Source organism: Fulvivirga lutea (assembly GCF_017068455.1).
Lineage (GTDB): Bacteria > Bacteroidota > Bacteroidia > Cytophagales > Cyclobacteriaceae > Fulvivirga > Fulvivirga lutea.
The window spans coordinates 1,623,620-1,648,956 of sequence record NZ_CP070608.1; the positions used below are offsets into that span (position 1 = coordinate 1,623,620).

The window sequence follows — 25,337 nt, forward strand, 5'->3', positions numbered from 1 at the left end:
GATTTTATTATATTTCTTACATGATGAATAATCGCCTTATAATTATTGATATCTAGATTTATATAAAACACACTTTTTCAAATCAGGGTAATCACTTAATTGAGGATGCTCAAAATGGCATTCAAATTTCATCCCAATCTTTTGCATAACATTAATAGAAGGTAAGTTTACCTCAGGGGCAATTGCAACAATTTCTTTTAGTTTAAGACTCTCAAACCCAAATTCAAGACATCTTTCGGCACCTTCAGTGGCCAATCCTTTGCCTTGAAATTTGGTGGCTAGCCTCCAACCAATATCAGTACATGGAGAAAAGTCTGTGTCTAATTCTTTGTATGATAAACCAATGAAACCTATAAGTTCATGCGTATCTAACAGATCCACTGCATAGTAGCAATAGCCATACTTTTTATAATCGCCATTTTGTTTATTTATCCACTTAGCGGTGTCGGATTCATTTACCGTAGAAGGAAAATATTTCATAACCGCAGGATCAGCATTCAATTGGGCGAGGGGAGTAAGGTCGTTATCTGACCAAAGGCGAAAACCTATTCGTGATGATTGAAATAGGTATTGTTCCATAAGTAATTAAAGTATTTGAGAAAGATGCTTGTAGCTTTTCAAATGAAAATAATTAATCGTTGGAGACTTTTACAGCAGCAATACTATAATGCGGCTGTGCTGCTTCTTTCCATACTACTTTTTTCAATTGCGAGTCGTAAGCACCCGTTATTTCATAGTTTGGATAACTGGTTTCTTTCCATTCTACTTTCTTGGTTTCAGGATTATAAACCCCATGAACGTCATATCTTGGATAAGTAGATTGTTTCCATTCAACAACTTTTAGTGCAGCGTTATATACTCCCATGATAGTATAATTAGGCCAGAGAGACTCTTTCCATTCTATTTCATTAATTGCAGGATTATATACACCGCTGATAGTATACCTTTTTGATGATGATTGTTTCCATTGAACACTTTTTGAAATGGGATCATAAACACCAGAAATATCGTAACGCGGCCACTCTGATTGCTTCCACTCAATTGATTTAGTATTGGGGTTATACACTCCTGCAATTGTATAATTCGGATAATCGGTTTGTTTCCATTCAGTTTGCCCTGTTGCAGGATTGAACACACCCACTATTTGATAGTTGGGATAATCTGATTCTTTAAATTCAATGATATTATTTCCACTTTGACTATGTTCCTGCCCGAATGAGATGGTAGTCACTATAATCAGGCACATAAATAAAATGCCCAATTTATTGGCTGAAGTTTTTATTTTTTCCTGCTGCAATCTAATTCTCATGAGATAACAAAATTAATGAGTTTTGAACTCTTATACCCGATCTGGTTAAATTCTTGGTTTCGGTTTTGAAGAATTCTTCAATTGTTTTGACCTAGATATAGTTAATTCAAATTATCTATATAAACGTAAATAATATTGCAATTCGTCATGCTAGATATTGAGATTTCTTTGGCATCTGAATCTAGTGAAATCTGGGTTAGAGATTTAACCGGAATTGTTTGTTGTTCATTATAAGTGAGTTTAACTGGTTGATGATAGTTATAGAAGAAGTGATCTCCTTTATCTAATTTGAGCAATTTTTGTTCGCCAGCTTTTAATTGAATGATCGATACTTTGCTACTGATATCGCCTTTAGTCATCAGATTGAAATCAGTACACTTACCTTTAGATATTGTTTCCCAATTACCGGAAAAGTGATCCATTTCAAATGGAATTAAAAGTTTTTGGTGGTGATTAGTGTGTTCTAACTTCATTTGCCCTTCTAACACCACAAGTGTTCTATTTACGTTTGGCAATTTTGTAAATACAGATTCATCTATTTCAACAGTTGCAGTACTTAGCCTTAATTTAAAACCTCCAGACTTGAAGTCGGCATTTGCAGGAAAAATGAAAAGCTCCGTGGTAGTGCCGCCCGACCATTGCGTTGTTTTGAATGAGTTATGTAACTGGATTTGCATTTATTCAACTATCGTTCTAAAAGTAAGGTTTACTCTTGGTGAATGCACTTTTTTAGTAAGAGGTAGCCGGTGTTTCCAGTAGGTTTGGCAGGTGCCTTTCATTACTAGCAATGACCCATGTTCTAGAAAGGTCGTTACCGTTTCACCTGATTCTATATGCTTAAATAAAAATTTGCGCTCAGCACCAAAAGTTAATGAAGCAATGGCCCCGTTTGGCTTTAAATCTTTTTCGCCATCACTATGATATGCCATACCCTCCGAACCATCGTGATACAGATTTGTAAGGCATGAGTTGTAAGATTCACTAGTAACCTTTTCTGTCAGATTTTTTAACTCTTTTAATTCTTTAGTCCACGGAAGCGCCTTTTTAATACTATTTGAATATTTGTATTCATAAGGCCTGCTTCCATACCAGCCATACTTTCGTTTAGTTACATAGTGTTTGCCAAAAATGTAAGCTTCATCATTACGCCATTCAAGCGTTTCCATTAGCACTTTAAAATAGTTGTCGGCATCTTGTTGATTGATCACTTTACCATAGTAATAAACTTCACCATCGAATGGCAATAGATTCTTTTTCGGGTCATGTGGAAAATCGAATAACATACTTAAATGACTAACAACCCTGATTTTCTCAACGTATTGATTGGTTTCGAATACCAAAATATTTCGAAGTCATCATAATGCTCCTCAAAAGACTTTTTAACCTTTGCTAGCGTCAAAGGTGTTTTTGATTCTGGCTTGGCTTGATTGAGAATACTAACAACCCAATCTACTTTTTCATTATCGATGCTCAACTGAGTAATACCTATATTATTATGGAAAATAAGCTTTGCCTTTTTGTTTTTCTTGGCAATATCTATTGTAGGCGTATTACCAACCCAAATTACTTTGGCAGACGGCTGAGGAGATTGGTATTCTTCCTCTTCCAGGCTATTTAGAATAAAATCTTCAGGAATTGTCGTTTGTGGAATGTTAAAATCAAACCACTCCTGCAAGTCAAATTCAAAACAAAGGCCATGCATGTAATTGAATAAGGACTTTTTCAATCCGTAACTAAATTGGTCATGATCTATTCCGGTGGAATCAGTGAATTGAACATCGTTATGGGCAAATGTTATTTCCTCTTTTTCAGGAGTAACTCCATATAACTCAGGATGTAGCCCAACAGGGCTATGTGCAGTTAAAGCAAATTGATGCCAAAACCCAGATTGAATAATTCCTTGCTCAAACATTTGTCTTACCATTTCCAAACTGTCAACAGTTTCTTGAACAGTTTGAGTAGGGTAACCATACATCAAGTAGGCATGCACCATAATACCTGCTTCTGTAAAATTTCTAGTTACTTTAGCTACTTGCTCTACCGTCACACCTTTATCTATCAGCTTTAGCAACCTATCTGAAGCTACTTCTAACCCTCCTGAAACGGCTATGCAACCTGAAGCTTTTAACAACTGACATAAATCGTATGTGAAGCTTTTTTCAAAACGAATGTTAGTCCACCAGGTTACTGTTATTTTCCTTCTTACTATTTCTAATGCCAACTCTCGCATAAGTGCGGGCGGTGCAGCTTCATCAACAAAGTGAAAACCAGTATCACCTGTTTGAGTAATAAGATTTTCCATTCTGTCAACAAGTATTTTAGCTGCTATAGGCTCATATAGTTTTATATAATCTAATGAGATATCGCAAAAGGTGCATTTACCCCAATAGCATCCGTGCGCCATAGTTAACTTGTTCCAGCGCCCATCACTCCACAAGCTGTGCATCGGGTTAGCGATCTCGATAAATGATATGTACTTGCCTAGATGGAGATCTGAATAATCCGGTGTGCCCAAATCAACCTGTTTGTAATCAGGTTTAGAGGATAAGTTGTTATAAAATACTTTACCATCCTTCAAGTGAAAAGTTCTTTTGAGTTCAACGGTATTCCTATCTGTTTCCAGATTCTCTACGAGTAATTCAATCGGGACTTCACCATCATCTAACGTAATAAAATCGAAGTATTCAAAAACTCTTGAGTCAGAAACAGAGCGTAATTCGGTATTTGGGAAACCACCACCCATGGCTGTTTGAATGTTGGAATCAAATGACTTTATCCATTGGGCACAACGGAACGCACTGTATAAATTACCCGGGAAAGGAACAGAAAAACATACCAGTTTGGGTTGTGTTTCTTTAATGCGTTTTTCAAGCAATTCCAATGTGAGCTGATCAATAAAACTTGGTTTGCGTTGTAGGCTTTGATGTAATTCATCAAAGCTATTAGCACTCATTCCCAGCCGTTCAGCATATCTGCTAAAACCGAAATTATCATCAATGCATTCGATAATAAAATCAGATAAATCTTCTAGAAAGAGTGTAGCCAGGTGCTTAGCCTTATCCTGCATACCCATATTTCCAAAAGCCCATTCAAGATCGTCTAACTGATTAAATCGGGATGCCTGTGGCAAATAGCCCTCTGTGCAAATTGATCTGGCGTAGGAATGATTATTGCCTTGCAAAAAGGTGATAACATCATTAATCTTGGCAAGGTATTCTTCCCGTAATGCTATGATTCTCTGTGAGTTATCAGAATAGTCAACGTTAGCTTTGCTGGCAATTTCAAATAGCTTAATCAGGTTTTTCTTAGTGAAAAGCTCATTTATTACATCAATCCCCAGGTCCATCTGATAGGAATCAATATTTTTAGTATTTAGAAATCCTTTTAAATAAGCTGTTGCCGGATAGGGTGTATTCAGCTGAGTAAAAGGTGGAGTTATTAAAAGAAGCTTTCTCAAGATAGTTGCAATTTATGCATTGCTGCGTACGCCTACGGTTGAATTACCTAATTATTTCAATTTTTGGGATAAGCTATTACAATTAGTTTTTCATTATTTCAGTTGCTCCAAATCCCTAATTAGAATCTTTCTTCTATCGAAATTAATAAGATTGGCCTCCTTTAATTCATTAAGAATGGTTGTAACGGTTTGCCTTGAAGTACCGGTTAGATTAGCGATATCCTTGTGAGTAAGTTTAGTAGGGATCATTGTTTCGAAGCCTACTTTTTTGCCCTTCCACGCTGCCGCATCTTTCAAGAATTCTATTACTCTTGTTCTGGCATCTTTAAATACAAGCGACTCCACTTTTCTTTCGAGCTTTCTGATGCGTAAACCAATAAGCTTGTAAATTTTAAAGCTCAGCTCTTTATTATCGGCCATAAGCCCACGCATTTCATCAATACTTACTGGGCACACGTTGGTATTATCATCCATGGCTTGGGCAAAATCGGCTCTGCGCTCTTCACCAGTAAGGGCCAACTCACCAAAAATTTCACCTGCGCCTAAAATGGCTTTCACAATCTCCTTACCGTCATCAGAGTAATGACCTATTTTAACACGCCCTTCGGCAATCATGTAAATATATTTTGCCTGCTCATCAGCAAAATAGATAAACTCATTCTTTTTGTATGTTGTAAACTCATGCTTATCCTGTAGGCCTGCAGTTTTATGTGGACATAATACATTAAATAGGTCTACCTCTTCAAAAAACCAAAGGTTGGATTTTTCATTCATGTCTGGTGGCGTTTAATCAATGAAATTACTGAATATTGTTAAGTTAGTAAAGATCAAAGTTCGTTTCGTTTATGAAATTATCACGCATTATTATCTATCCCATTAAATCTTTAGGTGGCATTGAACTTCAAAGCTCTTTAGTTACTGAAAGAGGTTTAAAGTACGATAGAAGATTCATGTTGGTAGATGATAATAACAAGTTCTTAACCATCAGACAGCATAAAGAGTTCTTGTTTTTTACTGTTGAATTAACTGATGACGGCTTTGTTGTTAAAAACAAGGAATCTGATGAGTCGATTAATGTGCCTTTTGATATTACAGAAGGCCAAAAAGTGCCAGTTAGAATTTGGGATGATTCAGTTGATGGGATTGTAGCTGCAGACTCGATAAATAAATGGTTTTCATCACAATTGAAAATGTCATGCCGGCTGGTTTATTTGCCAGACGAATCTCCAAGAAGAGTACAACCTGATTGGGTAAAACAGGAAAATCACGTGAGTCTGGCAGATGCATATCCTTATTTAATTGTTGGTGAATCTTCGGTTTCAGACTTAAATAATAAAATCGAAGAAGATATAACTTATCAACGTTTTAGACCTAATTTGATATTTAGTGGAGGCCAACCTTATGACGAATTTTTATGGAAAGAAATCATCATTGGTGAAACTACATTTCAATGTATTAAGCCTTGTACACGTTGTATTGTAACTACTATGAATCCTGAAACCGCTGAAATAGGGAAGGAACCCTTGAAAACGCTCTTCAAGCAAAAGATAAATGATAAGATGGTTTTCGGAGAAAATTCTGTTTTACTTTCGGGGCAAGAGGTGCGAGTTGGTGATGATATCTCGGTGACCTCTAAAAAACAAGACCCTTATGAGAGTATTGAATAAAAACCTTGAAGTTTAAAGCTTAACCAAAGTTGATGTTTAATTTTACGGCATGTCATATCTATACATAAAGGCATTACATTTAATTTTTGTTGTCACCTGGTTTGCGGGTTTGTTCTACATTGTAAGAATCTTTATTTATCAAACCGAGGCAAGTCAAAAAGCAGAACCTGAAAAATCCATACTTGAAAAGGAGTATCAGAAGAATGCAAAATTACTTTGGTATGCTATTACCTGGCCTTCCGCCATTTTAACCTTGATTTTTGGTTCTCTTTTATTATTCGTTTATAGATTTGATTACCTCACCCAAGGATTTATGCATATCAAATTAGCATTGGTAGTTCTTCTCTATATATATCAGTTTATATGCCATGGGATATTCAAAAATCAACAAAGAGGTATTTATAAACGCACCTCAATACAGCTAAGAATATGGAACGAAGTGGCTACTATTCTGTTAGTAGGTATAGTATTTATTATAGTTCTAAAAAGTGCCCTAAGCCTTGTTTGGGGGATTATTGGGCTTATTTGTTTTAGTGTTTTAATTATGGCAGCCGTAAGGTTGGTTAAAAATATTCGAGAGAAAAAATGAAATATATCTGGGTGGCAATAATTGGCTTATCGCTTTTGGCTTGTGAAAAGGAGGAGAACCGCTTGAAAATCTATGGTAGGAGCGAGGTCACGGATGCTGGTGATACTATTTACCACAAAATAGCTGATTTTAAATTTGTAAATCAGGATAGCAATTGGGTGACACAAGATACTTTCAAAGACAAGATTTATGTGGCTGATTTTTTCTTCACCTCTTGTCCAACTATTTGCCCAATAATGAAAACTCAAATGTTGCGTGTGTATGATAAAATTGAGAATAATCCGGAGGTAATGATTTTATCGCACAGTATTGACCCAAAACATGATACGGTGGCTGTTCTAAAAGAATTTGCTGATCGCTTGGGTGTTACATCTGATAAATGGCATTTTGTAACGGGTAATAAGGAAGATATTTTTAAAGTAGGGCAGACAAGTTATATGGTTAGTGCAAGTGAAGATCCAACAGCACCTGGTGGATACTTACACAGCGGAGCCTTTATATTAATAGATAAAGAAAGGAGAGTTAGAGGTTTGTATGATGGGACTAAACCTGAAGCGGTTGATAAATTGATGAATGATATTGACAGACTTTTAAAAGAATATGAAAAGTAAGTTATTCTTATTAATATTTCTTGTAGCAGGTTGCACCGGAAAGAAGGGCTCTGAAAATGCCTCTGCTTCTCAAAATGTGAAGTTTGAACAATACTTGGTGGAAGGGCAGCAGTTGTATCAAATTCATTGTGCTAACTGCCATCAGTTAAACGGGGAAGGCTTGGCCAAATTATATCCACCATTAGCTAAGTCTGATTATTTAATGGCTGACATTAATAGGGCAATTTGTATTCAGAAAAACGGACAGCAAGGCGAGATAATTGTCAATGGAGTTACATTCAACCAACCAATGCCGGGTATTGGCACACTCACTAACCTCGAAATTGCCGAACTGACTACCTACATCACTAATAGTTGGGGCAATGAGCATCGTATGGTTTCTATTAAAGAAGTAGAAAGTGCGCTGAAAAGCTGCGAGTAATTCTTGAGAAATTATTTAAATTATCCCCCGCTGGCGGGGGACAACTGAATGAAAAAAGTAAATCGGAATACAAAAAGAAAATTACTAAAGGGGTTTGAGTGAAATCACAACATCTTCCTCAGGTCGATAACTATTTCCTGATGATCGTTTAGTTCAATTCCACAATCTTCAAATGAAGGCGGTCCGAAACGGCCCATTTTGTTATTTGAAAAACCAAAGCTTTCAGTAGGTATGCCCACAAAGTTCGTATCTAAAACACCATTTTCATTTTCATCGTGAATGATACTTACCGCATACTTGCCTTTAGGAATATTATTGAAAGTTACTGTAAACTCATTTTTGCCGGCTACTGAAATCTGTTGATTTAAAAAGTCCTCCTCCAAGAACCTTTCTTCATTGTTGAATAGCGCTACAATTAAGTTTCCCTTTTGTGATTCAACCTTGTTAATCGTTATGGATAAGCTTGCCTGTTCCGTTACAGCGGGTTGAAGAAACGATAGCGAAATCATAGAAATAAGGAGATAGATATACATATACAGCTTAAATGTCAGAGTGCAGTATGTCAGGCCCGTAATTCACTATTATATGAACGTTTTTGCTTTCAGGTGTTTCAATAGTACCCGATTTTCCCAGTAAGTTGATAATCTTATCATTCACTTTAATCACATCATTAATGAAGTAATTACCTGTTGATTCAACAGGTTGAACGGAGATCATTTTACCATTATTACCAAAACGAGCTGCAAAAGCGATGGTTTGTCCACTTGCAATTCTAGTACGGTAATTCTTGCCTTCTTCGTCAGTAATTTCAGAGTAGTTACCAACGAGCATAAAACCTTTATCCAGCGTTAGCAAATCAACGATGGTTCCTGCATACTCGAACGTTTGAGACCAAAGTACATCTCCTAAAATGTTCACGCTAATCAATTGTGCTGCTTCTTTGGTATTAATTGATTGTTTAATGGTCGCTCCTTTATAAACCATTACAAAAGCATTAGTAGCTTCAATGTATTTGATTTCTCGAGGGTACAGCGGTAAATCGAGCGGCTTTTTAAATATTTCTTCACCATTTTCATTAACATAATACAGCGTGTTAGACATTCCACTTACACCTTTTGTACGAATCATTATCGCACAACCTTCAGGGGTAATCGCCATGCCTCCAACTTCGTTAATGCCTCCGCCAACTTCGCTCATATCGTATTCTTTGTACCATTTAATTCGATTGTTCGCATCAGTTTTTAACAAAAACGCCAATACTGAATTATCTTTTTGTTTTTGAACACCCGATAAGTATTTGCTGCCATCGGCATTTTCGGCAATGGCAATTGTCAATGGCTCACTGTTAAGTGAATCAAGGCTAATAAGCTTTTGTGGGGTGAGTGATATATTGCTTCTTTTATAAGATATTGATGCATTCTTTACATTATTTTCAGACAATGAATTAAGCGTTGATAGCATTTCATTCACCCCTGTATTTTTAGAATCTGTAACTAATTTCTTCTCATCAGTAACAAATTGGTTAATGCCCGGTAACCCTTTGTAATGAGTATGAAAGAAACTCTCGTATTTTTCATAGTTCTCTTCATTTACGCGTGATTCCACTATTTGTATTAAACTATCGGCATCTTTTGATTTATAAATCAATTCGCCAAGGTTTACCAAATAAACCTGATCGGAACCTGTTGTATCTCTATCATTCACCTGGCCTAATTGATAAATTAAATCCTGCTTATGTTGTTTGTATTTTAGCAATGCCAATGGTAATGACTGAGCATCGTATTTAACTAATTCAAAAATGAGTTTATTATCTAATTGATACGGTGTGTAATCAGGGATGCTCACCAAAGGGCTCATTGGCTTTAATTTGTTTGACAGCTCTAATTCAGCTGCATTTAGCTGTGTTCTTAGGGTTTGAACTTCTGTTTCAACTTCCTTAATTACCTCCTGTGCCCATTTTTTGTAATTCCATATTTCGATATTCTTCGTTAGGAAATTGGGGCTGGTAAGCAAACCTTGCAATCGGTAGGTATCTATTTCTTTTATCTTATATGATTGATTAAAATGGTCAGGATCATACCCTTTACCTGCCGCTAAATATTTATCAAGATTCACAATACTACTGTCGTAATCTGAAATCAAATCTTCCAGTTTGAATTGAAGATTGGTGTTATGCAGCAGTAATAACTTATCTCTGCTATTAAATTGTCCATTAATCTCATTAAACAATTTAATGGCTCGATCATGGTAATCTACACTCCGTGTAAAGTATTCATAAATCTGGGGCATTTTTTCAGTAAACAGTTTCGCTGAATCATATGCATTTCTAATCTTTTGATTAATTGTATTATAACTAACTATTGGGCGGCCTTTACTATCAAATCCGGTGGCAAATTCAACATAATACCCCTCGTTTTTACTTACCTCCCGATCATCCACTACCGCTGCAGCTTTTGTAAATCGCAGTTTGGCTTCATTAGCGTTGGCCATTGCCCGCTCATATTCTGTGATCGGGTCACTTTCCAAATACCTTTTCTCATAAATAAGAGCTAATCTAAAATTAGCATTAGGATGATCCAGATCTTCAATGATATAAGACTTTAAGATAGATAGTGCTTCTTCATCAGAAGCTTTGGCCAATAATGGATGTACGTCTTTGTATCGTTGGCCAAGTAATGGGAATGCCACCAATAGCACTGCTGAAAAGATGAGTAGTTTTTTCATATTCCTATTACTATTAATTCAACACGTCTGTTTTTAGCTCGGTTCTCATCAGAGTCATTGGCTACTTTTGGTTGAGATTCGCCATACCCATTATACTCAAAACGATTTTCGGCAATCTTGTTTTCCTCCAAAAAGGTGACAACGCTATTGGCACGCTTGTTAGATAAGATTTTGTTATAAGAATCGGAACCTACGTCATCTGTATGAGCAGCAACTTCAACCCTCAATGTTGGGTTTTCATTCATCAGTTTGATTACACGCTCCAACTCAATATATGAGATGTCTGATAGGGTTGCAGAGTTTGACTCAAACAAAATATCCTTCAATTCTAACTTAGCATTTTGCTCTAGCTTCAAAAGTTTCAGGTCTACACCCTGAGAGTTTTTACCAACTTCCAATGTGGTTGAGTTAAAGGCATATCCCTGATCACTGGTGGCTTCAATTTCATATCTATCACCCACACGAAGCGAAACCATGTTGTTTCCATCTACTTCAATCCGCTCATCTCTATCTTTATTTCTAAGAATAATTTTTGATTTTACTCTGGAGTTGTTCACAAGGTCTGCCACATTGATCATTACCTCTTTTTTCTCAGGTACAAGTGGGATCTCTTTTTCAAAGTTTCGGTAAAGCACCAGGTTGGATAAGTCAAGCGTGAAAAGCTCACTTTTAAAATTAGGTGCGGATACGTAAAACTCATAGTTAGAACCAATTGGCAAGGCTATTTGTGTTGTGCCATTTGGCAACCTTGTTTTTACCGTTTTAAAGAAGGTGGAGGCACCGTCTCTTTTTACCTGCACATCAGCCACCAACCCTTCAAATAATTCAGCATCACTAACAGCCACATCTAAAAAAGCATTTTGAAATAACTCAATATTTACTTCACTCTCTTGGTAAGTGGTGACCTTTCTCAAGTCAAAAGATTGAATGAAACTCGAATAACCTTCTTTTACCACCTCGATGTTGTAGTACTTTCCTGCTGCTAATACTACAGTATAAGCACCGTCTTCAGGGTTATTATCTATTTCGGAAATGATACTGGACGTTAACGCATCCCTAACAATAATTTTAGCTGCTATGCCCTGATCAGTGTCAGCATCCGTAATTTTCCCTTGAATAATGTTATTCACAAACTGGCGTAAGTCTGGTGGGATGACCACTGAATAAATATCCTGATTGTTATATACAAAATACATCAAATCTCCTTGGGCGGCTATGGTTGGTAGCTGATCGCTCGCAGCAGAATTGGCATAAGTTAATGGCACCGGTCTAGACCACTCTCCTAATGGAGTAAAAGTTGATTGGTACATATCATAATCTCCTTGCCCACCCGGCCTGTTAGATGAAAAGATAAGGGTTTTACCATCAGCCATAATTCTAGGTGCTTTTTCACAATCCAGATTGATTGGGTAAGGTAATTTTCTAGGTGTACCCCACTCTCCGTTTGCATTCCGTTCTGCTCTCCAAATTGAAGAACAAAAGCCTTCATATCTCTTTAGGTCTCGAGATTGCGGACCTTCCATGTTTTGCCTTACAAAATATAAGTATTTACCATCCGCAGAAATAGAAGGAAAGGCTTCGTAGCCATCCGTGTTGATAGCTGCCCCAATAGTTTGTGGTACACTCCAACCGGATTTATCTCTTGTGGAATAATAGATATCAGAACTGTTACCAAAACCAATAGATGCAAAGAAATAAAGGGTATTGCCATCAAAACTTATACTAGGTCCCCCTATCAAGTCAGTGGAGTCCCCAAAGTTATTTACGTTTTCGATGGGTTCAGGAAGTTGCCAATCATCATTTATAAATTTAGACTCAAACAGCTTGTAGCTGCCACCTTTGTTAGCTTCAAAGATGATTGTTTTTCCATCAGCAGAAATTGACGGAGCATACTCAACTGCTGCAGGGTCACTGAGGTTTTCTATAATCCGCTTTGTTTTTGAGTAGTCGACAGTATCTGCTTGACCTACAGCAATTTGTTCCATGCCCGTAAAAAGGATAAGGCATAGCATTAAAAATAAATTTTTAACCATATGTAGTTATCCTTTAGTCTGTTCCGATAATGATGAATGCTCCCCAATGAAATGGGTCTGCATATTTTTGTTTAAGTTCCAATTGCGCATTTTTAAAAGATTCGAATTTGTTAGTTCCGCTTAACCAGTTCTTGTAAAAATTAACCATTAATTGCTGAGTAGTATTATCATCTACTTGCCACAAACTCATAATAACTGCTTTAGCACCTGCCACCATAAACGACCGCTGTAAGCCATACACACCTTCACCATTTTTTACTTCGCCAATACCAGTCTCACAAGCTGACAATACAACAAGCTCTGTATTGTCAAGGTTTAAGTTCATGGCCTCATAAGCTGTTAAAACCCCATCCTCCTGATCAAAATTATTACTAGCCTGTGTGGTTTGTGCAGAACCTGCAAAAAGTAAACCTGATCTAAATAAAGGGTTTTTCTCTGCATTATTAAAGCTAGCTTGCTCATCTAAAGATTCTTCAAAAACTACATCGCTTTTAAAGAAACCGTGTGTAGCAATGTGTAGAAGCTTAGGTGGCTCAATACTTTTTAATTTGTTTTCACTGGCATCTTCTCTTAGGTATAAATTGGCGTCCCAGGCCTTTTCCCCTAATAGCTCGTTTAGTTTGTTTACTTCATCTCTGGTACCTGGCAATTCAGGTATAATATCACTAAATCCAAATTCACTTGCCCTTGTTCTAGCTAATGTATTGTCAATTTCGGTTTCATTTGCCAAATCGTAATCTGGAAAACCAAATACCTGAGCAGTGTTATCAGCAATGAATCCATCATTATCTGCTATTAATATTTCTTTAGTATTACTTATGTTTCTTACAATATATTCATCAATCACATATTCACTATTATCAGTGTCCCATAAGGTATTGATATTGATTTTGTTGAAAATACCATCCGTTGAGGCATACACCTGACTTACATCGTCAAGATATTTATCAAATGGGTGCCAAAACTCTTTGTAAGAGATATCATCGCCCACAGTAAATTTTATGGCATTTCTATAATAATTAAAAAAGCGATTCTCTAGTTTCTCACCATCTTTTAGTAGTACCATTTCTGGTGATTCTATGCTATTTTTCTTTACGATTAACCCAACATACAATACAGAGTCTTTAGCAAATCGTTTCTTTACTCGGATTATCTCAAGAGCAGCTTGGCCCTCATTCAATACATCGCGAATGTCTTGCCATTTGAATGCTTTTTGATCTACATCTTCGGCAAATAATTCGGACCGTTGTGAAAGTGACTTTTCAAGGCTATTGATCTCATTGGAGAGATCTGAAATATTGATTTGTTGTTCTCTTAGCTCCTCTTCAGAATAAGCCAGGTATTTAGAAAGGCGCTCTTTCAGCTCGGTCCATGACAAGTACTCATCTATCAACTGCTGATTATTACTTGAAAATATTCTATTCCGCACTTTGTTAGAAGAGTGCAAGAGTAGGGCTTTGGTTCTTAGCTGTAGATTGTACAAGTCTCCAATAGCACTTTTAGCATCAGGCTCTGAGCCACGTGCATAATCAATGCAAAAATCTTGATACGACTCAATTACAGGTCTGATTTTGGCATAGAATGCTCCTTTTTCATTCTCACTCAGTGAAGGGAAGAATTCAGTGATCTGTGATAAGTAATTTACGATCACCTCATCATAGTAAGGTTTGGCTAGTTTCAGTCGTTTAGTACCATGGTAAAGCCCTGCCAAACCATATAATGAATACGCATAGTCTGGATGATTATCACCCAAAATTTCTTTTCTGATATCCAATGATTTTTTAAAGTTCGTTTCCGCCTGATCAAACTGTTGCAACTGCTGATTTAGCGTTGCCAGATTGTAAAGCGTTGACGCGTATGCAGGGTGTTTTTCTCCATAAACGGCCTTGTCAATATCCAGTGCCTGTTGATATAAGCTACTTGCTTGTTCCACGTTGCCTAAACCTTCGTATAATGAGGCCAGGTTGTGCAGAGTAGTCGCATACCTTGGGTGGTTGGTTCCGTAAATATTTTTGTCGATTTCAAGTGCGGTTTCTAGCAGTTGTAAAGACTGCTCATTTTTACCTTCAAGCTTGTAGAGGGTTGCTAAGTTTTCTAATGCTGTTGCATATTCAGGGTGATTGGAGCCATATCTGGCTTTAAATATATCGGCACTTTTAATGAATAGTGGCTCGGCTTTTTCAAAGTTACCCATGGTTTGATACAATAATGCAGAGCTGTTTAATGCATTGGCATATTCAGGGTGAGATTCACCAAAGGCTTTTTTCTTCATTTCCAGAGCTTGCGCAAAAAGCGGTTCTGCTTCCTGATACCTTCCTTTAAGCTGCTTTAGTCTACCCAAATTCTGCAATGCATTTGCGTATGCCGGGTGTGCATCACCTACATTGCTTTTTCTGATTTGGATACTTTGATTTATTAATTCTTCAGCTCTGCTGTATTCGCCAAGTTGTGTAAGCGTTAACCCCAGGTTTTCAATTACTCCTGCATACTCATCGCTATTGGTGCCTGCCTGTTGAGTAACTATGCTTTTTGATCGCTCCAAATAACTTTGTGCATCCAGAAACTCTGCCTGGTTTTGCTTTACAATACCTAAATTATTTAATGTGATGGCATAGGATAGAGTACCTTTTAAGTTGTTTTGATCCATCAGCTGCAATTGTTGCATAAAGTAGTTCTCAGCATTTTTATAGGCTCCATTTTCCTGATGAACAACAGCGATGGCACTTAATGTATTCATTTTTAAAGTGCCTGTATTTGATGTAGTGTTTAAAATGGCTAGCGCACTTTCAAAGTCTGTTAATGCATCATTCCAGCTGCCAATAGCATTTTTGTAAATACCTGAGTGATATAAATATTTAGCACGCAATTCATCATTTGTATTAAGTCCATCAACTGCCGGCTTAATCTCATCTAAGATGGTCTTGCTTTCTTCAAGTTTGTTGAGAGCCAGTTTCGCACTTACTAAATCTATAGAGGTTTCGACATAGCCTTTAGGGTTGGTTGTTTTATCGATAGAGGAAAGGGCATTTGAAAAAGAATTTTCGGCTTCTTCATATTTACCTTCCTGCATGCGCATCATGCCTTCATTAGTGCTTGCCAAGCTTTTAGAGGCGTCATCACCCGAATCGCCAATCAATTCTAATAACTTGGCCGCTCGGTTAGGATCACCTAGCTTCTCGAAGTTTACTGCTCTCAGGTTTATCATGTTAAAATAAGCCTGACTATTCTCCTCGTTGATACTTCTAAATAAGTTATCTGCTTCAAGGTAAGCTTCTTCTGCTCCTTTATAGTCGTTCGCCTTGTGTAGGCACAATCCTTTATTTGTATGAATTAACGCTTGCTCATACTCTGTGCCATCACCCAATTGCTCATATACACTTTCCAAAATAAGAATGTAGCGATAAGCCTCAGTGTAATTATTCCTATCTATTAAAATATTAGAGAAATCATAAGTGGCTTGCACATAGTCCATAGATAATCCTTCATCTATGTTGTAGTTTGGTACCGTAGCATTGTAAATTTCATATGCATTTTCAGTTTCACCTAGAATATATTGGCAGTTAGCTATTTTCCACTGACAGTCAATCAAGGCCTGATCTGCCGCGGTATAAAACTGTTGGTAAATATCATTTACACTATTGAAGGTGGCTAAAGCCTCTTCTACTTTACCAAGAATTAACTCTAAAGAACCCTTGTTGTATAATGCATTGGCATGCTCAAGATTATTTAAGTTTCCTGTTTTGCTTTTAACATCAAGTTCTTTTTTGCAATACTCTAAACCTTCTTCATAGTTGCCAATGCTAAATGAGATATCAGTAAGGAGTCTTAAAATGCTCTCGTAATTGCCGGAGAGAGAGCCATCCTGGCTTTGATAAGTTTTAAGACAGTTTTTGGCACTTACCAATGCTGATTCAAGATTGCCACCATTATATTCCTGAAGAGAGGTATTATACATACTCACCCAATCCTGTCCCTGAACTGAAAATCCTGCACCGCAAATGAAAACCAGTATAGCTAATCCTCTTTGAATCATGTAGTTTCTTTTATAATCTACTAAGTTAATAATTAGTCGTTACCCCACTATTAAGCTTATGTATTTAACCGATTAAAATTCTTGCAAATTACCCCCTTTTTGGGGCATTTAGTTATACCCGATAATGGGTATAATTATCCCTATGAATGAGTATGGTATAGTCGTATTAGCTGCGGGAGCAAGTAAACGATTGGGTTTTCCCAAACAATTGCTGGAAGTTAATAATGAATCGTTTTTGAGAAGCACTTTATCAATGGCAAGTCGAGTCACTCAACCAGTGGTTTGTGTTTTGGGATATAACTACAATCGATTTGAAAAGGAAACAAAGGGATTGGACGTAGAGGTTGTCTTTAATTTAAACTGGAATAAAGGTGTAGCAACTTCCATTAAAGAAGGGTTTAACTATATCCATAAGCATTACCCTTATTTAAAAGGAGTTTTATTTCTTAATTGCGATCAACCTTATGTGGATTCTGAGTTGATTAGGAAAATAATGAATGCTCATGGTGAAGCAAATTCGATCGTCTCATCGATAAATAACCAAATAATATACATGCCTATATTGATCGGGAAGAATCACTTTAAAGACATCTTTAAATTAAAAGATGATGAAAATCTTTTTACCTTAACTTCAGCATTTGGTTCTCATGGAGTGCAGTTTGATAATGCCGCTGTAAATATTAATACCGAACAAGATTGGCTCAATTTCTTCAACCAAATTCGGCAAAACCGGGCATCCTAATTTTCTGATTTAAAAATCACGGTCCCCATCGCTTTTTGTTCGATTTCTTCTTTGTTCATCATCATTTTACGCCATTTGCCTTTGGTATAAAACTCTGCCTGATCATCATAGTAATCACTTAATGGATTTCCGCTTTGACCAGTTGGTAAAATACTCTGTGAATTTTCAATATCAGCAAAATTGATCAGTCTTCTGGTTGAAGGACCAGATGTAATAGGGTAAAGGCCAGTAGAGGTTCTTACGAAGGATAATTTATTCAAAACAGCGTCACTTGCATCCATTTTAAAGGTACCTACATTAAAGTATTCTCTCAGCATTTCCACTTTTCCAATGGGGTGGGGGTGTTCAAGCGTATGCACATTCCCCCATTTCCATTTTTTCACATCACCCAGCTGAGCGGTTAATTCTTCCAAACTCACCACAAAAGCTTTATTAAATACTTGTTTTCTGGTTTCTTTAGCTTCCGTCTTAAGATCATCCCACCATTTAGAAGAGTCATTATGGAATAAAGGATCAAAAGTTCGCTTCATTAAATGGGTATTTAGCCATCCTTCAAACTGACCAGAGTCCAGCTTGTTTTCCATCGCTAACTTAAGTGAGTGGTAGATAATTTTTTGATAGATAACTGGCGCTTTAGATTCTCTTGAATGACTACCATCCCAATTAGCCAAAAGTTCTTTTGCTTCTTTTTGTAGCTCGTTTTGAGGCTCTATTTGCCTCGCAAACTCATGTGCTATTTTTGCTGATACTGTAGAGGTGTTATCCAGAAAGAAAGCCTTGTAATCATCAACAGAAATTTTCTCTTTACTTTCAAGAAGGCTGGTGATTCTAAGAGCCCGATCTTCCGGGGCATAATACCCGGGGTAATAGCCACCTCTGATACTATCTGGTTGGTTATTCGTGCTATAAACGTAATTCCAAGGTGTATTCTCTGCCTGTGGGTTTTCAGTAAAATCTAACCATCGGAAATTAGTATGGGTAGAATCTTTGGCATTTAAAACAAGATTTCTGTCAACATTATCCCCGAGTAAATGAAGCTTTGCACTGGCCCACCAGGCAATGTTTCCATCCTTATCTCCATACATAACGTTTAAACCCGGAGCTTTAATTTTAGAAGCTCCCTTTCTAACGTCATCCATGTTTTTGGCATGGTTTAAAAGATGAATTGCTTCCATTGATTCCTGTTCTGTTTGCAAATACGTCCACCACATGGCAATAGGTTTGTCCTCTAATCCATCAATAACATCGCTAACAATTGGCCCAAACTCTGAAATCTGAACCTCAATAGTTACGGGGTCAGCATCTTTGATTTTAATTTCTTCTTTAATGGTTGCTGTTGGCTCAACATTATAGTAAAAGTCAATGTCATCGTTCTCAAACATGGTAAGCCCAATGGCATAATTTCTATTGTGAAGCAACAGGGCAAAAGGAAATAGGGCAGCATGGTAGCCATATCTTTCCCATTCTGGCGTTACAACATGTGCCTCAAACCAAACACAAGGTTGACTGAATCCCATATGTGGGTCATTCGCAAAGATAACCGCACCAGTAGCTGATTTCGTTGGATTGACCACCCAGCTATTACTTCCAATCCAGGTAGGAGCAGGTAATGAATTCATAATCTCATCAGCTTTGGCCGACAGTTTTTCCATGGTAGCATTTTGCGGATAGTTTCTAATCATTTCAGTTTTACCATGCCCTGCTAAGTCTAAATCAGCTACATATTCAGGCCCTAAATTTTTAGCTATGGCAGTAACGATAGGATCGCTTTTTTGAGCTTGAGCAAAAGAAAATGAGATATACCCCATTACATTGTAAATGTCTTCAATGGTGTATTCACTTTTGTCTAAACCCAACAAAGTAAACTCAACAGGAGTGGGACCATTTTTTATAAAATAATTGACACCATCTAAATATGATTGCGCCAATTGAAATTCTATAGAGTTTGAAGATTTTAGTCGTGCTGCTTCTTCCTTTGCCATACGATGGATACCTACTGTTTTGAAGAATTTATCAGTTTCCAATAAGTCTTTTCCAAACATTTCTGAGAGCCTTCCAGGGGCAATTCTTCGCATAAGCTCCATCTGGAAAAGGCGCTCCTGAGCATGTACATAGCCTAAAGCCTTATATGCGTCCATCGTGTTTTCTGCATAAATATGTGGGATGGCATGGTTATCGAAATGTACTTTTACTTCACTACTCAGATTGGGCAGTTGTAGCTGACCGTCATAAGTTGGCTTCAAGCCCGATAAGTAAAAAGTAAAGGCGATGGCAAGAATAAATACAACTACAAGTAGAGTTAGGAAGATTTTTTTAACAGCTCTCATGTCAATTTTATTGAAGTAAATCTAACCTTCAATATACCAATTTTCCTTAGCTGCTTTGTAATTGACCCGCCAAAACTTTTAGACCTTCTGTGAAACTATGGGGTTGATAGCCGAGTTGTTTCTTAGCTTTTTCGATAATAAAACCTGTTTTGGGCGGTCGTTTTGCCGGTTGTGTAAACTTCGAACCATCGGTTTCTTCAATAAGACTAGCATCTAAATCGAAAAAATCAGCAGTTTTTATCGCTATTTCGTAGGGAGTAAGCATGTCGCTTCCACTTATATGAAAGATACCTTCCGCTTTATTCTTGGTAACTAAATAACAGCCTTCGGCCAAATCTTCAGCCAGGGTAGGAGTTCGCCATTGATCATTCACTACCTGAATGTTTTTGCCATTTTCCAAACTATTCTTCACCCAAAGTATAATGTTTGATCGGCTCATGTCATGAGCAATACCATACACTAAAACCGTTCTGATAATGCTCCATTTTTTACTATCCTTCTTGACCAGTTGTTCTGATTTCAGCTTACTCTCGCCATAATAGCTGATTGGATTGGGCTGTTCATCTTCGGCCAGCGGGCCATGACTGCCATCAAATATAAAGTCAGTTGAAAGATGAATTAGATGTGCATGTATATGATTACATCCTTCAATTAAATGTTTGACAGCTTCTACATTTAATAAATCACAACCTTCTTTATCCTTCTCGCATTCATCCACATTAGTCATGGCTGCTGTATTAATAACAGCTTCAGGGTTATGTTTTTGCAGTACCTTCTGTACGCTAACAGGATCTGTAATATCCATTACCTCGAAGGTGTAGCCGGAATATTTAGCAGGAAGGCGATTTCCATTATGGGCAGTAGCAATAACTTCTTCATTATTTTCAATGAGAAGCTTTACAAGTTTCTGGCCTAAAAGCCCATTACTGCCCGTAATTAATATTTTCATTTCTCTTCAGCAGGATATTCGTATCCGTAGAGTTTTGTAATTTTCTTCTTTGGTAGTTCTTCAACTTCCATAGTAACAACTACATTCTCTTTTGGTCTGTCGGTTCTATCTGTTTCTACAGCAGCTATTTTATCAATTACATCGAGCCCTTCTACTACTTTACCAAATACAGTGTACTCATCATCTAAGTGCGGAGCACCACCAATTGTAGTATATGCATCTAGTCGCTCTTGCGGAATTTCTTTATCTACATCTACTTGCATGTCTTCTTCAATGAAATCTTTCAGTTCCACAAGTTTTTTACCATAAGCATTCGGCCCTTCAGTTTGATAAATGTTGATAAGCATATTTTTGATCGAATCGTTTTTAGGCTTTTGCATCATCTGTTGGCCAGCTCTGCCCAATTTGTTCATGTCAACAGTCAACTCTTCTTCGCTCCAAACTTTACCCTGCACAATATAAAATTGACTTCCGCTAGATTCTTTTTTAGGGTTTACCTGATCGCCTTGTCTGGCGGCTGATAATGCACCTTTCACATGAAATAAATCTTTATTGAATTCTGCCGGGACGGTATAACCAGGCCCGCCATTTCCAAGTCTAGCGCCAGGCTCAGTTCCTTTAGAGTTAGGGTCACCACCCTGAATCATAAAGTCTTTGATAACACGGTGAAACAATGTGCTATCGAAGTAACCTTCTTTAGCCAGTTTGATAAAATTCTCTTTGTGTTTTGGAGTTTCATCAAATAATACCGCTTTCATATCGCCATGCGTAGTGTGGATAGTAACGATATAATCCTTGTCTGTAGCACAAGAGGCTAGTACAACCAAAATCACTAAATAGATTACTTTCTTCATTGCTCTTACTTCTTTAATTCTTCTTTTATTTCTTTTAAAATTTCCGCTCCACCAGCATTTAATACCTCATTGGCTAATTTTTCGCCCAGGCTCTTGGCATCTTCAGCGGAGCCTGTCACTTCCTTAATTATTATTTCTTGCCCATCCAGACTAACGATACCGCCTTTCATTTTCACTGTTTTGTTATCGAGATCCGCGAGTCCAAATACTGGTATGCTACAGCCGCCTTCCAGTGTTCTCAAAAATGCACGCTCGGTTTCCAATCTTATTTCAGTTTGAGGGTGGGAAACGGCCTTTTTTATTGCTTGTTTTTTCTCAGGATTTATTGATTTATAACATTCAATAGCCACGCTACCCTGACCAACCGCTGGAATAAACTCATCAAGGTCAAGCCTTTTTCTAATTAATGAGCTGTAACCCATTCGATGCATTCCTGCATACGCCAATAGTAAAGCATCACAAGCACCATCTTTCATTTTCTGGATTCTTGTTTGCAGATTCCCTCTTACAGGCACAGTCTTAATATGCGGATAGTAGTGTTTCAATAGTGCTACGCGCCTTGTGGAAGAAGTACCAATCACTAGGTTTTCATCGCTAAGGCTTATATCTGATTTTTCACTAACTAAAACATCATTAACAACTTCTCTCTCAGTGAATGCAATGAGCTCAAATCCATCAGGTAAAACCGACTGCATATCTTTGGCACTATGCACAGCAATATCTATTGTGCCAATGCTTAACTGCTCTTCTATTTCTTCGGTAAACACACCTTTACTTCCAATTTTAGCAATACTTACGTCAAGTATTTTATCGCCTATGGTTTCAATGGTGATAATCTCAGATTCTAATCCTGCCGCAGCTAACAAGTCTTGAATGTGATAAGCTTGCCATAATGCGAGCTTGCTTCCCCTCGTTCCTATTTTTATTTTATCCATTATTTAATGCTTCCGGCTATTTGAAGTGATAAATCAAGGAATATCATTTTAGGACTTCCATTCCTTTCTAAATGATACAACGCTTCGCTTATTAATGTAGAGATTTTAGAAATTTTGGTTTCATCCAATGCTGCACTAAACTTCTTGGTGAATTCTAAAACCTGCCCATTCACTTTATTTATTTGAGGGGCATTCTGATAAATTAAAGCCTCTCTGTAAATGGAAAGTGCATATTTAAATAAACTACGTTGCGATAGCTTACTAGTTTTGTGATAATCTTCAGAAAGCTGAACGAGTGAGCCAAAATCACGCTTAAAACAAGAGCGCATCCAGTTAGCAAATAATTCATGACTATCATCTTCTAAGTTATTGGCAATGCGAAGTGCTGTGTTTAGGTCGCCATCTGCCACAGGGGCAATTTTATTTGCCTGCTCTTGATCAATGCCCTCCTTTACCAATAATTCTATGATGGCAGAATCATCAAATGGCGGAATTGTTACCATCTGAGTTCTTGAAGTGATGGTAGTTAAAAGCCTATCGTAGTCATTAGATACCAGAATGAATACCGTATCTTCTGGTGGTTCTTCGAGTATTTTTAGAATGCCGTTAGCAGCAGTAGTGTGCATATATTCCGGTAGCCAAACAATCATTATTTTGTACTTACCTTCAAATGCTTTTAATGAAAGTCTTTTGATGATCTCTCTACTCTCACGTTTTGAAATATTTACCTGTTTGTTCTCCCCGCCATAAACTGCCGTCCAGGCATCCAGATTTCCAAAGGGTGTAGAGGTTAAATATTTACGCCAATCGGGCATAAATTTTTCGCTTATCGCTTCATCAGACTTTATATCTTTTGTAGCACTTACCGGAAACACAAAATGCACATCAGGGTGTACATATTTTGAGTTTTTAGAACAACTCGGGCATTCACCACACGAGTCATCATCTGTTGGGCTTTCACAATTAAGATAAGATGCATAAGCTATAGCCATTGGTAAGTTGGGGCTACCTTCCTTGCCAGCAAATAATTGAGCATGAGCTACATTATTATTCTTTACTGCACCAATGAGCTGCTTTTTCTTTTCCTCTAAACCTGCTATTTCAGAAAATCTCATTTCTTATCCCAAATTCTGTAGTCAGCAGATAATTCAAAAATGTGATGCATGATTTCCTTTTCCTGCTCTGTGTAATCAATATTTCTTCTGGCCATTACTCTTTCTGCTACTTCATCAGCTTTTGGTTTTTGAAATGTAGTAAAGCCTGCTGCTCCGCCCCAAGCAAAAGAAGGTATAAAATTACGCGGGAAGCCAGAACCAAAAATATTGGAAGACACACCCACTACCGTTCCAGTATTGAACATGGTATTGATGCCGCATTTAGAATGATCACCCATAATTAACCCGCAGAATTGCTCACCAGAATCTTTAAATCCACCTTTTTCGTAACTCCACAGCTTTACGGTGTCATAGTTGTTTTTGAGGTTGGAGGTATTGGTATCGGCACCCAAATTACACCATTGGCCAATGACTGTATTTCCTATAAAACCATCGTGTCCTTTATTACTATACCCAAAAATTACCGAGTTGCTTACTTCACCACCCACTTTAGAAAATGGGCCTATGGTGCTGTCACCTTTAATTTTAGCTCCCATATTTACGTGGGCACCTTCGCAAAGCGCAAATGAACCTTTAATAATGGCGCCTTCGTGAATATGACTATTCTTCCCAATATAAACAGGGCCATTTTCAGCATTGATGATGGCAGATCTAATAGAGGCGCCTTCTTCAATAAATATATTTTCTTTCCCGTATGTAACGGTATGTAAATCTGTGATAGTTGCTGATGATCTTCCTTTTGTTATTAAGGTAAAGTCTTCCTGAATTTGAGCAGCGTTTTGTTTAAAAATCTTCCATGGCTGGTTGATCAAAGCAACTTCAATTTCATATTCTGTTGTCTTTAATGAGGAAAGGTCGGCTAAATTCAGTTCGCTACATTTTGCTGCTAATGTTGTTCTGTTTTTTATTAAAGCTTCGTTATCTCCAAGTTTATTAATTGCAGCTATTAGTTTTCCATCCGGACACAAAGCACCATTAATAAATAAATTCTTTTCTTCAGTTACTTCAGGGTATTTGGCTGAGAGATAATCTTCCGTTCTGTAAGAAACAGGATTATCAAATCTCTTCTGCCATTTTTCAGTAATTGTTAGTATTCCTACACGTATTTCAGAAACAGGCCTGGTATAAGTTAGAGGCAAAAGCGATTTTCTGATGGTCGGATCATCAAACAGTATTATGTTCATGCCCACAAAAATAAAAAAGTCTTCAAGATAAGCTCATCTTGAAGACTTTTATAAAGTAGAAACTTGTGTTTCTTACTTCTTATATTTTTTGTTGAATTTCTCTACTCTACCAGCAGTATCAACGAATAATTTCTTACCAGTGTAAAATGGGTGAGAAGCAGAGCTTACTTCCACTTTTACTAAAGGGTATTCATTGCCATCTTCCCACTTCATTGTTTCATTCGTGTCAATGGTAGATTTCGTCATAAATTTGAAATCACTTGAAGTATCGTGGAAAATAACTTCTCTGTAATTAGGATGTATATCTTTTTTCATTGTAGTAACCTTTTCTAACTCGTTCTTCTCAAAAGAGGCACAAAATTAAAAGTTTGATGAATAACAACAAAA

The 25,337-nt window shown here is 37.2% G+C and carries 22 protein-coding genes; 5 read left to right on the forward strand and 17 right to left on the reverse strand.

What is annotated here, in order from left to right:
- Nucleotides 1–42: 42 nt before the first annotated feature.
- The 6 genes from JR347_RS07335 to JR347_RS07360 all read right to left on the reverse strand — a co-directional run bounded on the left by JR347_RS07335 (nucleotide 43) and on the right by JR347_RS07360 (nucleotide 5,540).
- Nucleotides 43–579 carry a GNAT family N-acetyltransferase gene (locus JR347_RS07335; RefSeq protein ID WP_205723400.1) on the reverse strand — a complete coding sequence of 179 codons (537 nt, stop codon included), beginning with the start codon at nucleotides 577–579 and terminating at the stop codon, nucleotides 43–45.
- A gap of 52 nt (nucleotides 580–631) precedes the next feature.
- Nucleotides 632–1,309: a hypothetical protein gene (locus tag JR347_RS07340; RefSeq protein WP_205723401.1), complete on the reverse strand. Its 678-nt coding sequence runs from the start codon at nucleotides 1,307–1,309 to the stop codon at nucleotides 632–634.
- Nucleotides 1,310–1,410: 101 nt separating this feature from the next.
- Nucleotides 1,411–1,986: a HutD/Ves family protein gene (locus tag JR347_RS07345; RefSeq protein WP_205723402.1), complete on the reverse strand. Its 576-nt coding sequence runs from the start codon at nucleotides 1,984–1,986 to the stop codon at nucleotides 1,411–1,413.
- Entirely contained in the window at nucleotides 1,987–2,592 is a 606-nt protein-coding gene (locus tag JR347_RS07350; RefSeq protein ID WP_205723403.1) for an alpha-ketoglutarate-dependent dioxygenase AlkB family protein, read from the reverse strand.
- 2 nt (nucleotides 2,593–2,594) lie between these two features.
- Entirely contained in the window at nucleotides 2,595–4,769 is a 2,175-nt protein-coding gene (locus JR347_RS07355) for a B12-binding domain-containing radical SAM protein (protein WP_205723863.1), read from the reverse strand.
- 90 nt (nucleotides 4,770–4,859) lie between these two features.
- Nucleotides 4,860–5,540, reverse strand: coding sequence for a Crp/Fnr family transcriptional regulator (locus JR347_RS07360; RefSeq protein ID WP_205723404.1), 681 nt, complete (start codon nucleotides 5,538–5,540; stop codon nucleotides 4,860–4,862).
- Nucleotides 5,541–5,611: 71 nt separating this feature from the next.
- On the opposite strand from JR347_RS07360, the gene JR347_RS07365 reads away from it, so the two are divergent.
- Genes JR347_RS07365 through JR347_RS07380 form a run of 4 tightly spaced genes read left to right on the forward strand, consistent with a single transcriptional unit; the run spans nucleotide 5,612 to nucleotide 8,054 of the window.
- Nucleotides 5,612–6,433 carry an MOSC domain-containing protein gene (locus tag JR347_RS07365; protein WP_205723405.1) on the forward strand — a complete coding sequence of 274 codons (822 nt, stop codon included), beginning with the start codon at nucleotides 5,612–5,614 and terminating at the stop codon, nucleotides 6,431–6,433.
- A gap of 49 nt (nucleotides 6,434–6,482) precedes the next feature.
- Entirely contained in the window at nucleotides 6,483–7,022 is a 540-nt protein-coding gene (locus JR347_RS07370; RefSeq protein ID WP_205723406.1) for a CopD family protein, read from the forward strand.
- The gene (locus tag JR347_RS07375) at nucleotides 7,019–7,633 is read left to right on the forward strand and encodes an SCO family protein (protein WP_205723407.1); all 615 of its coding nucleotides are present in this window, start codon (nucleotides 7,019–7,021) and stop codon (nucleotides 7,631–7,633) included. The genes JR347_RS07370 and JR347_RS07375 overlap by 4 nt, the downstream gene beginning before the upstream one ends.
- Entirely contained in the window at nucleotides 7,623–8,054 is a 432-nt protein-coding gene (locus JR347_RS07380) for a c-type cytochrome (protein ID WP_205723408.1), read from the forward strand. Before JR347_RS07375 ends, JR347_RS07380 begins: the two co-directional genes overlap by 11 nt.
- Before the next feature lie 104 nt (nucleotides 8,055–8,158).
- Here the strand turns inward: JR347_RS07380 and JR347_RS07385 are convergent, their stop codons facing one another.
- From JR347_RS07385 to JR347_RS07400, 4 genes are read right to left on the reverse strand one after another with little or no spacing between them, the layout of a single operon-like run.
- Nucleotides 8,159–8,563 carry a DUF2141 domain-containing protein gene (locus JR347_RS07385; RefSeq protein ID WP_205723409.1) on the reverse strand — a complete coding sequence of 135 codons (405 nt, stop codon included), beginning with the start codon at nucleotides 8,561–8,563 and terminating at the stop codon, nucleotides 8,159–8,161.
- A gap of 31 nt (nucleotides 8,564–8,594) precedes the next feature.
- A complete protein-coding gene (locus tag JR347_RS07390; RefSeq protein ID WP_205723410.1) occupies nucleotides 8,595–10,778 on the reverse strand; it encodes a hypothetical protein in 2,184 nt (727 codons plus the stop codon).
- Entirely contained in the window at nucleotides 10,775–12,790 is a 2,016-nt protein-coding gene (locus JR347_RS07395) for an OmpA family protein (RefSeq protein WP_205723411.1), read from the reverse strand. The genes JR347_RS07390 and JR347_RS07395 overlap by 4 nt, the downstream gene beginning before the upstream one ends.
- Nucleotides 12,791–12,824: 34 nt before the next feature.
- The gene (locus JR347_RS07400; protein WP_205723412.1) at nucleotides 12,825–16,844 is read right to left on the reverse strand and encodes a tetratricopeptide repeat protein; all 4,020 of its coding nucleotides are present in this window, start codon (nucleotides 16,842–16,844) and stop codon (nucleotides 12,825–12,827) included.
- A gap of 124 nt (nucleotides 16,845–16,968) precedes the next feature.
- Here JR347_RS07400 and JR347_RS07405 point away from each other — a divergent pair, with 124 nt between their 5' ends.
- Complete coding sequence (locus JR347_RS07405; protein ID WP_205723413.1) at nucleotides 16,969–17,586, forward strand: nucleotidyltransferase family protein; 618 nt, start codon at nucleotides 16,969–16,971, stop codon at nucleotides 17,584–17,586.
- On the opposite strand, the gene JR347_RS07410 is transcribed toward JR347_RS07405, so the two are convergent.
- The 7 genes from JR347_RS07410 to JR347_RS07440 form a co-directional block, all read right to left on the reverse strand.
- Nucleotides 17,583–19,913, reverse strand: coding sequence for a penicillin acylase family protein (locus tag JR347_RS07410; protein WP_205723414.1), 2,331 nt, complete (start codon nucleotides 19,911–19,913; stop codon nucleotides 17,583–17,585). The two genes, JR347_RS07405 and JR347_RS07410, sit on opposite strands and share 4 nt — an antisense overlap.
- Nucleotides 19,914–19,959: 46 nt before the next feature.
- Complete coding sequence (locus JR347_RS07415; protein ID WP_205723415.1) at nucleotides 19,960–20,862, reverse strand: SDR family oxidoreductase; 903 nt, start codon at nucleotides 20,860–20,862, stop codon at nucleotides 19,960–19,962.
- Entirely contained in the window at nucleotides 20,859–21,716 is an 858-nt protein-coding gene (locus JR347_RS07420) for a peptidylprolyl isomerase (RefSeq protein ID WP_205723416.1), read from the reverse strand. Before JR347_RS07420 ends, JR347_RS07415 begins: the two co-directional genes overlap by 4 nt.
- Nucleotides 21,717–21,721: 5 nt before the next feature.
- Nucleotides 21,722–22,651 (reverse strand): hydroxymethylbilane synthase, encoded by a 930-nt coding sequence (hemC, locus tag JR347_RS07425; protein WP_205723417.1) that lies wholly within the window; start codon nucleotides 22,649–22,651, stop codon nucleotides 21,722–21,724.
- A complete protein-coding gene (locus tag JR347_RS07430; RefSeq protein ID WP_205723418.1) occupies nucleotides 22,651–23,766 on the reverse strand; it encodes a DNA polymerase III subunit in 1,116 nt (371 codons plus the stop codon). The genes hemC and JR347_RS07430 overlap by 1 nt, the downstream gene beginning before the upstream one ends.
- Nucleotides 23,763–24,950 carry a GlmU family protein gene (locus tag JR347_RS07435; RefSeq protein WP_205723419.1) on the reverse strand — a complete coding sequence of 396 codons (1,188 nt, stop codon included), beginning with the start codon at nucleotides 24,948–24,950 and terminating at the stop codon, nucleotides 23,763–23,765. The genes JR347_RS07430 and JR347_RS07435 overlap by 4 nt, the downstream gene beginning before the upstream one ends.
- 72 nt (nucleotides 24,951–25,022) lie before the next feature.
- Nucleotides 25,023–25,265 carry a type B 50S ribosomal protein L31 gene (locus JR347_RS07440; RefSeq protein ID WP_205723420.1) on the reverse strand — a complete coding sequence of 81 codons (243 nt, stop codon included), beginning with the start codon at nucleotides 25,263–25,265 and terminating at the stop codon, nucleotides 25,023–25,025.
- Nucleotides 25,266–25,337 lie beyond the last annotated feature (72 nt).

What these genes read in the sequence shown, in the direction of transcription:
- JR347_RS07410 (WP_205723414.1), bottom strand. Translation starts at nt 19,913, where the DNA reads ATGAGAGCTGTTAAAAAAATCTTCCTAACTCTACTTGTAGTTGTATTT.
- JR347_RS07420 (WP_205723416.1), bottom strand. Translation starts at nt 21,716, where the DNA reads ATGAAGAAAGTAATCTATTTAGTGATTTTGGTTGTACTAGCCTCTTGT.
- JR347_RS07395 (WP_205723411.1), bottom strand. Translation starts at nt 12,790, where the DNA reads ATGCTATGCCTTATCCTTTTTACGGGCATGGAACAAATTGCTGTAGGT.
- JR347_RS07415 (WP_205723415.1), bottom strand. Translation starts at nt 20,862, where the DNA reads ATGAAAATATTAATTACGGGCAGTAATGGGCTTTTAGGCCAGAAACTT.
- JR347_RS07390 (WP_205723410.1), bottom strand. Translation starts at nt 10,778, where the DNA reads ATGAAAAAACTACTCATCTTTTCAGCAGTGCTATTGGTGGCATTCCCA.
- JR347_RS07340 (WP_205723401.1), bottom strand. Translation starts at nt 1,309, where the DNA reads ATGAGAATTAGATTGCAGCAGGAAAAAATAAAAACTTCAGCCAATAAA.
- JR347_RS07435 (WP_205723419.1), bottom strand. Translation starts at nt 24,950, where the DNA reads ATGAACATAATACTGTTTGATGATCCGACCATCAGAAAATCGCTTTTG.
- JR347_RS07400 (WP_205723412.1), bottom strand. Translation starts at nt 16,844, where the DNA reads ATGATTCAAAGAGGATTAGCTATACTGGTTTTCATTTGCGGTGCAGGA.
- JR347_RS07345 (WP_205723402.1), bottom strand. Translation starts at nt 1,986, where the DNA reads ATGCAAATCCAGTTACATAACTCATTCAAAACAACGCAATGGTCGGGC.
- JR347_RS07370 (WP_205723406.1), top strand. Translation starts at nt 6,483, where the DNA reads ATGTCATATCTATACATAAAGGCATTACATTTAATTTTTGTTGTCACC.
- JR347_RS07365 (WP_205723405.1), top strand. Translation starts at nt 5,612, where the DNA reads ATGAAATTATCACGCATTATTATCTATCCCATTAAATCTTTAGGTGGC.
- JR347_RS07335 (WP_205723400.1), bottom strand. Translation starts at nt 579, where the DNA reads ATGGAACAATACCTATTTCAATCATCACGAATAGGTTTTCGCCTTTGG.
- JR347_RS07440 (WP_205723420.1), bottom strand. Translation starts at nt 25,265, where the DNA reads ATGAAAAAAGATATACATCCTAATTACAGAGAAGTTATTTTCCACGAT.
- JR347_RS07350 (WP_205723403.1), bottom strand. Translation starts at nt 2,592, where the DNA reads ATGTTATTCGATTTTCCACATGACCCGAAAAAGAATCTATTGCCATTC.
- hemC (WP_205723417.1), bottom strand. Translation starts at nt 22,651, where the DNA reads ATGGATAAAATAAAAATAGGAACGAGGGGAAGCAAGCTCGCATTATGG.
- JR347_RS07405 (WP_205723413.1), top strand. Translation starts at nt 16,969, where the DNA reads ATGGGTATAATTATCCCTATGAATGAGTATGGTATAGTCGTATTAGCT.
- JR347_RS07430 (WP_205723418.1), bottom strand. Translation starts at nt 23,766, where the DNA reads ATGAGATTTTCTGAAATAGCAGGTTTAGAGGAAAAGAAAAAGCAGCTC.
- JR347_RS07360 (WP_205723404.1), bottom strand. Translation starts at nt 5,540, where the DNA reads ATGAATGAAAAATCCAACCTTTGGTTTTTTGAAGAGGTAGACCTATTT.
- JR347_RS07375 (WP_205723407.1), top strand. Translation starts at nt 7,019, where the DNA reads ATGAAATATATCTGGGTGGCAATAATTGGCTTATCGCTTTTGGCTTGT.
- JR347_RS07385 (WP_205723409.1), bottom strand. Translation starts at nt 8,563, where the DNA reads ATGATTTCGCTATCGTTTCTTCAACCCGCTGTAACGGAACAGGCAAGC.
- JR347_RS07380 (WP_205723408.1), top strand. Translation starts at nt 7,623, where the DNA reads ATGAAAAGTAAGTTATTCTTATTAATATTTCTTGTAGCAGGTTGCACC.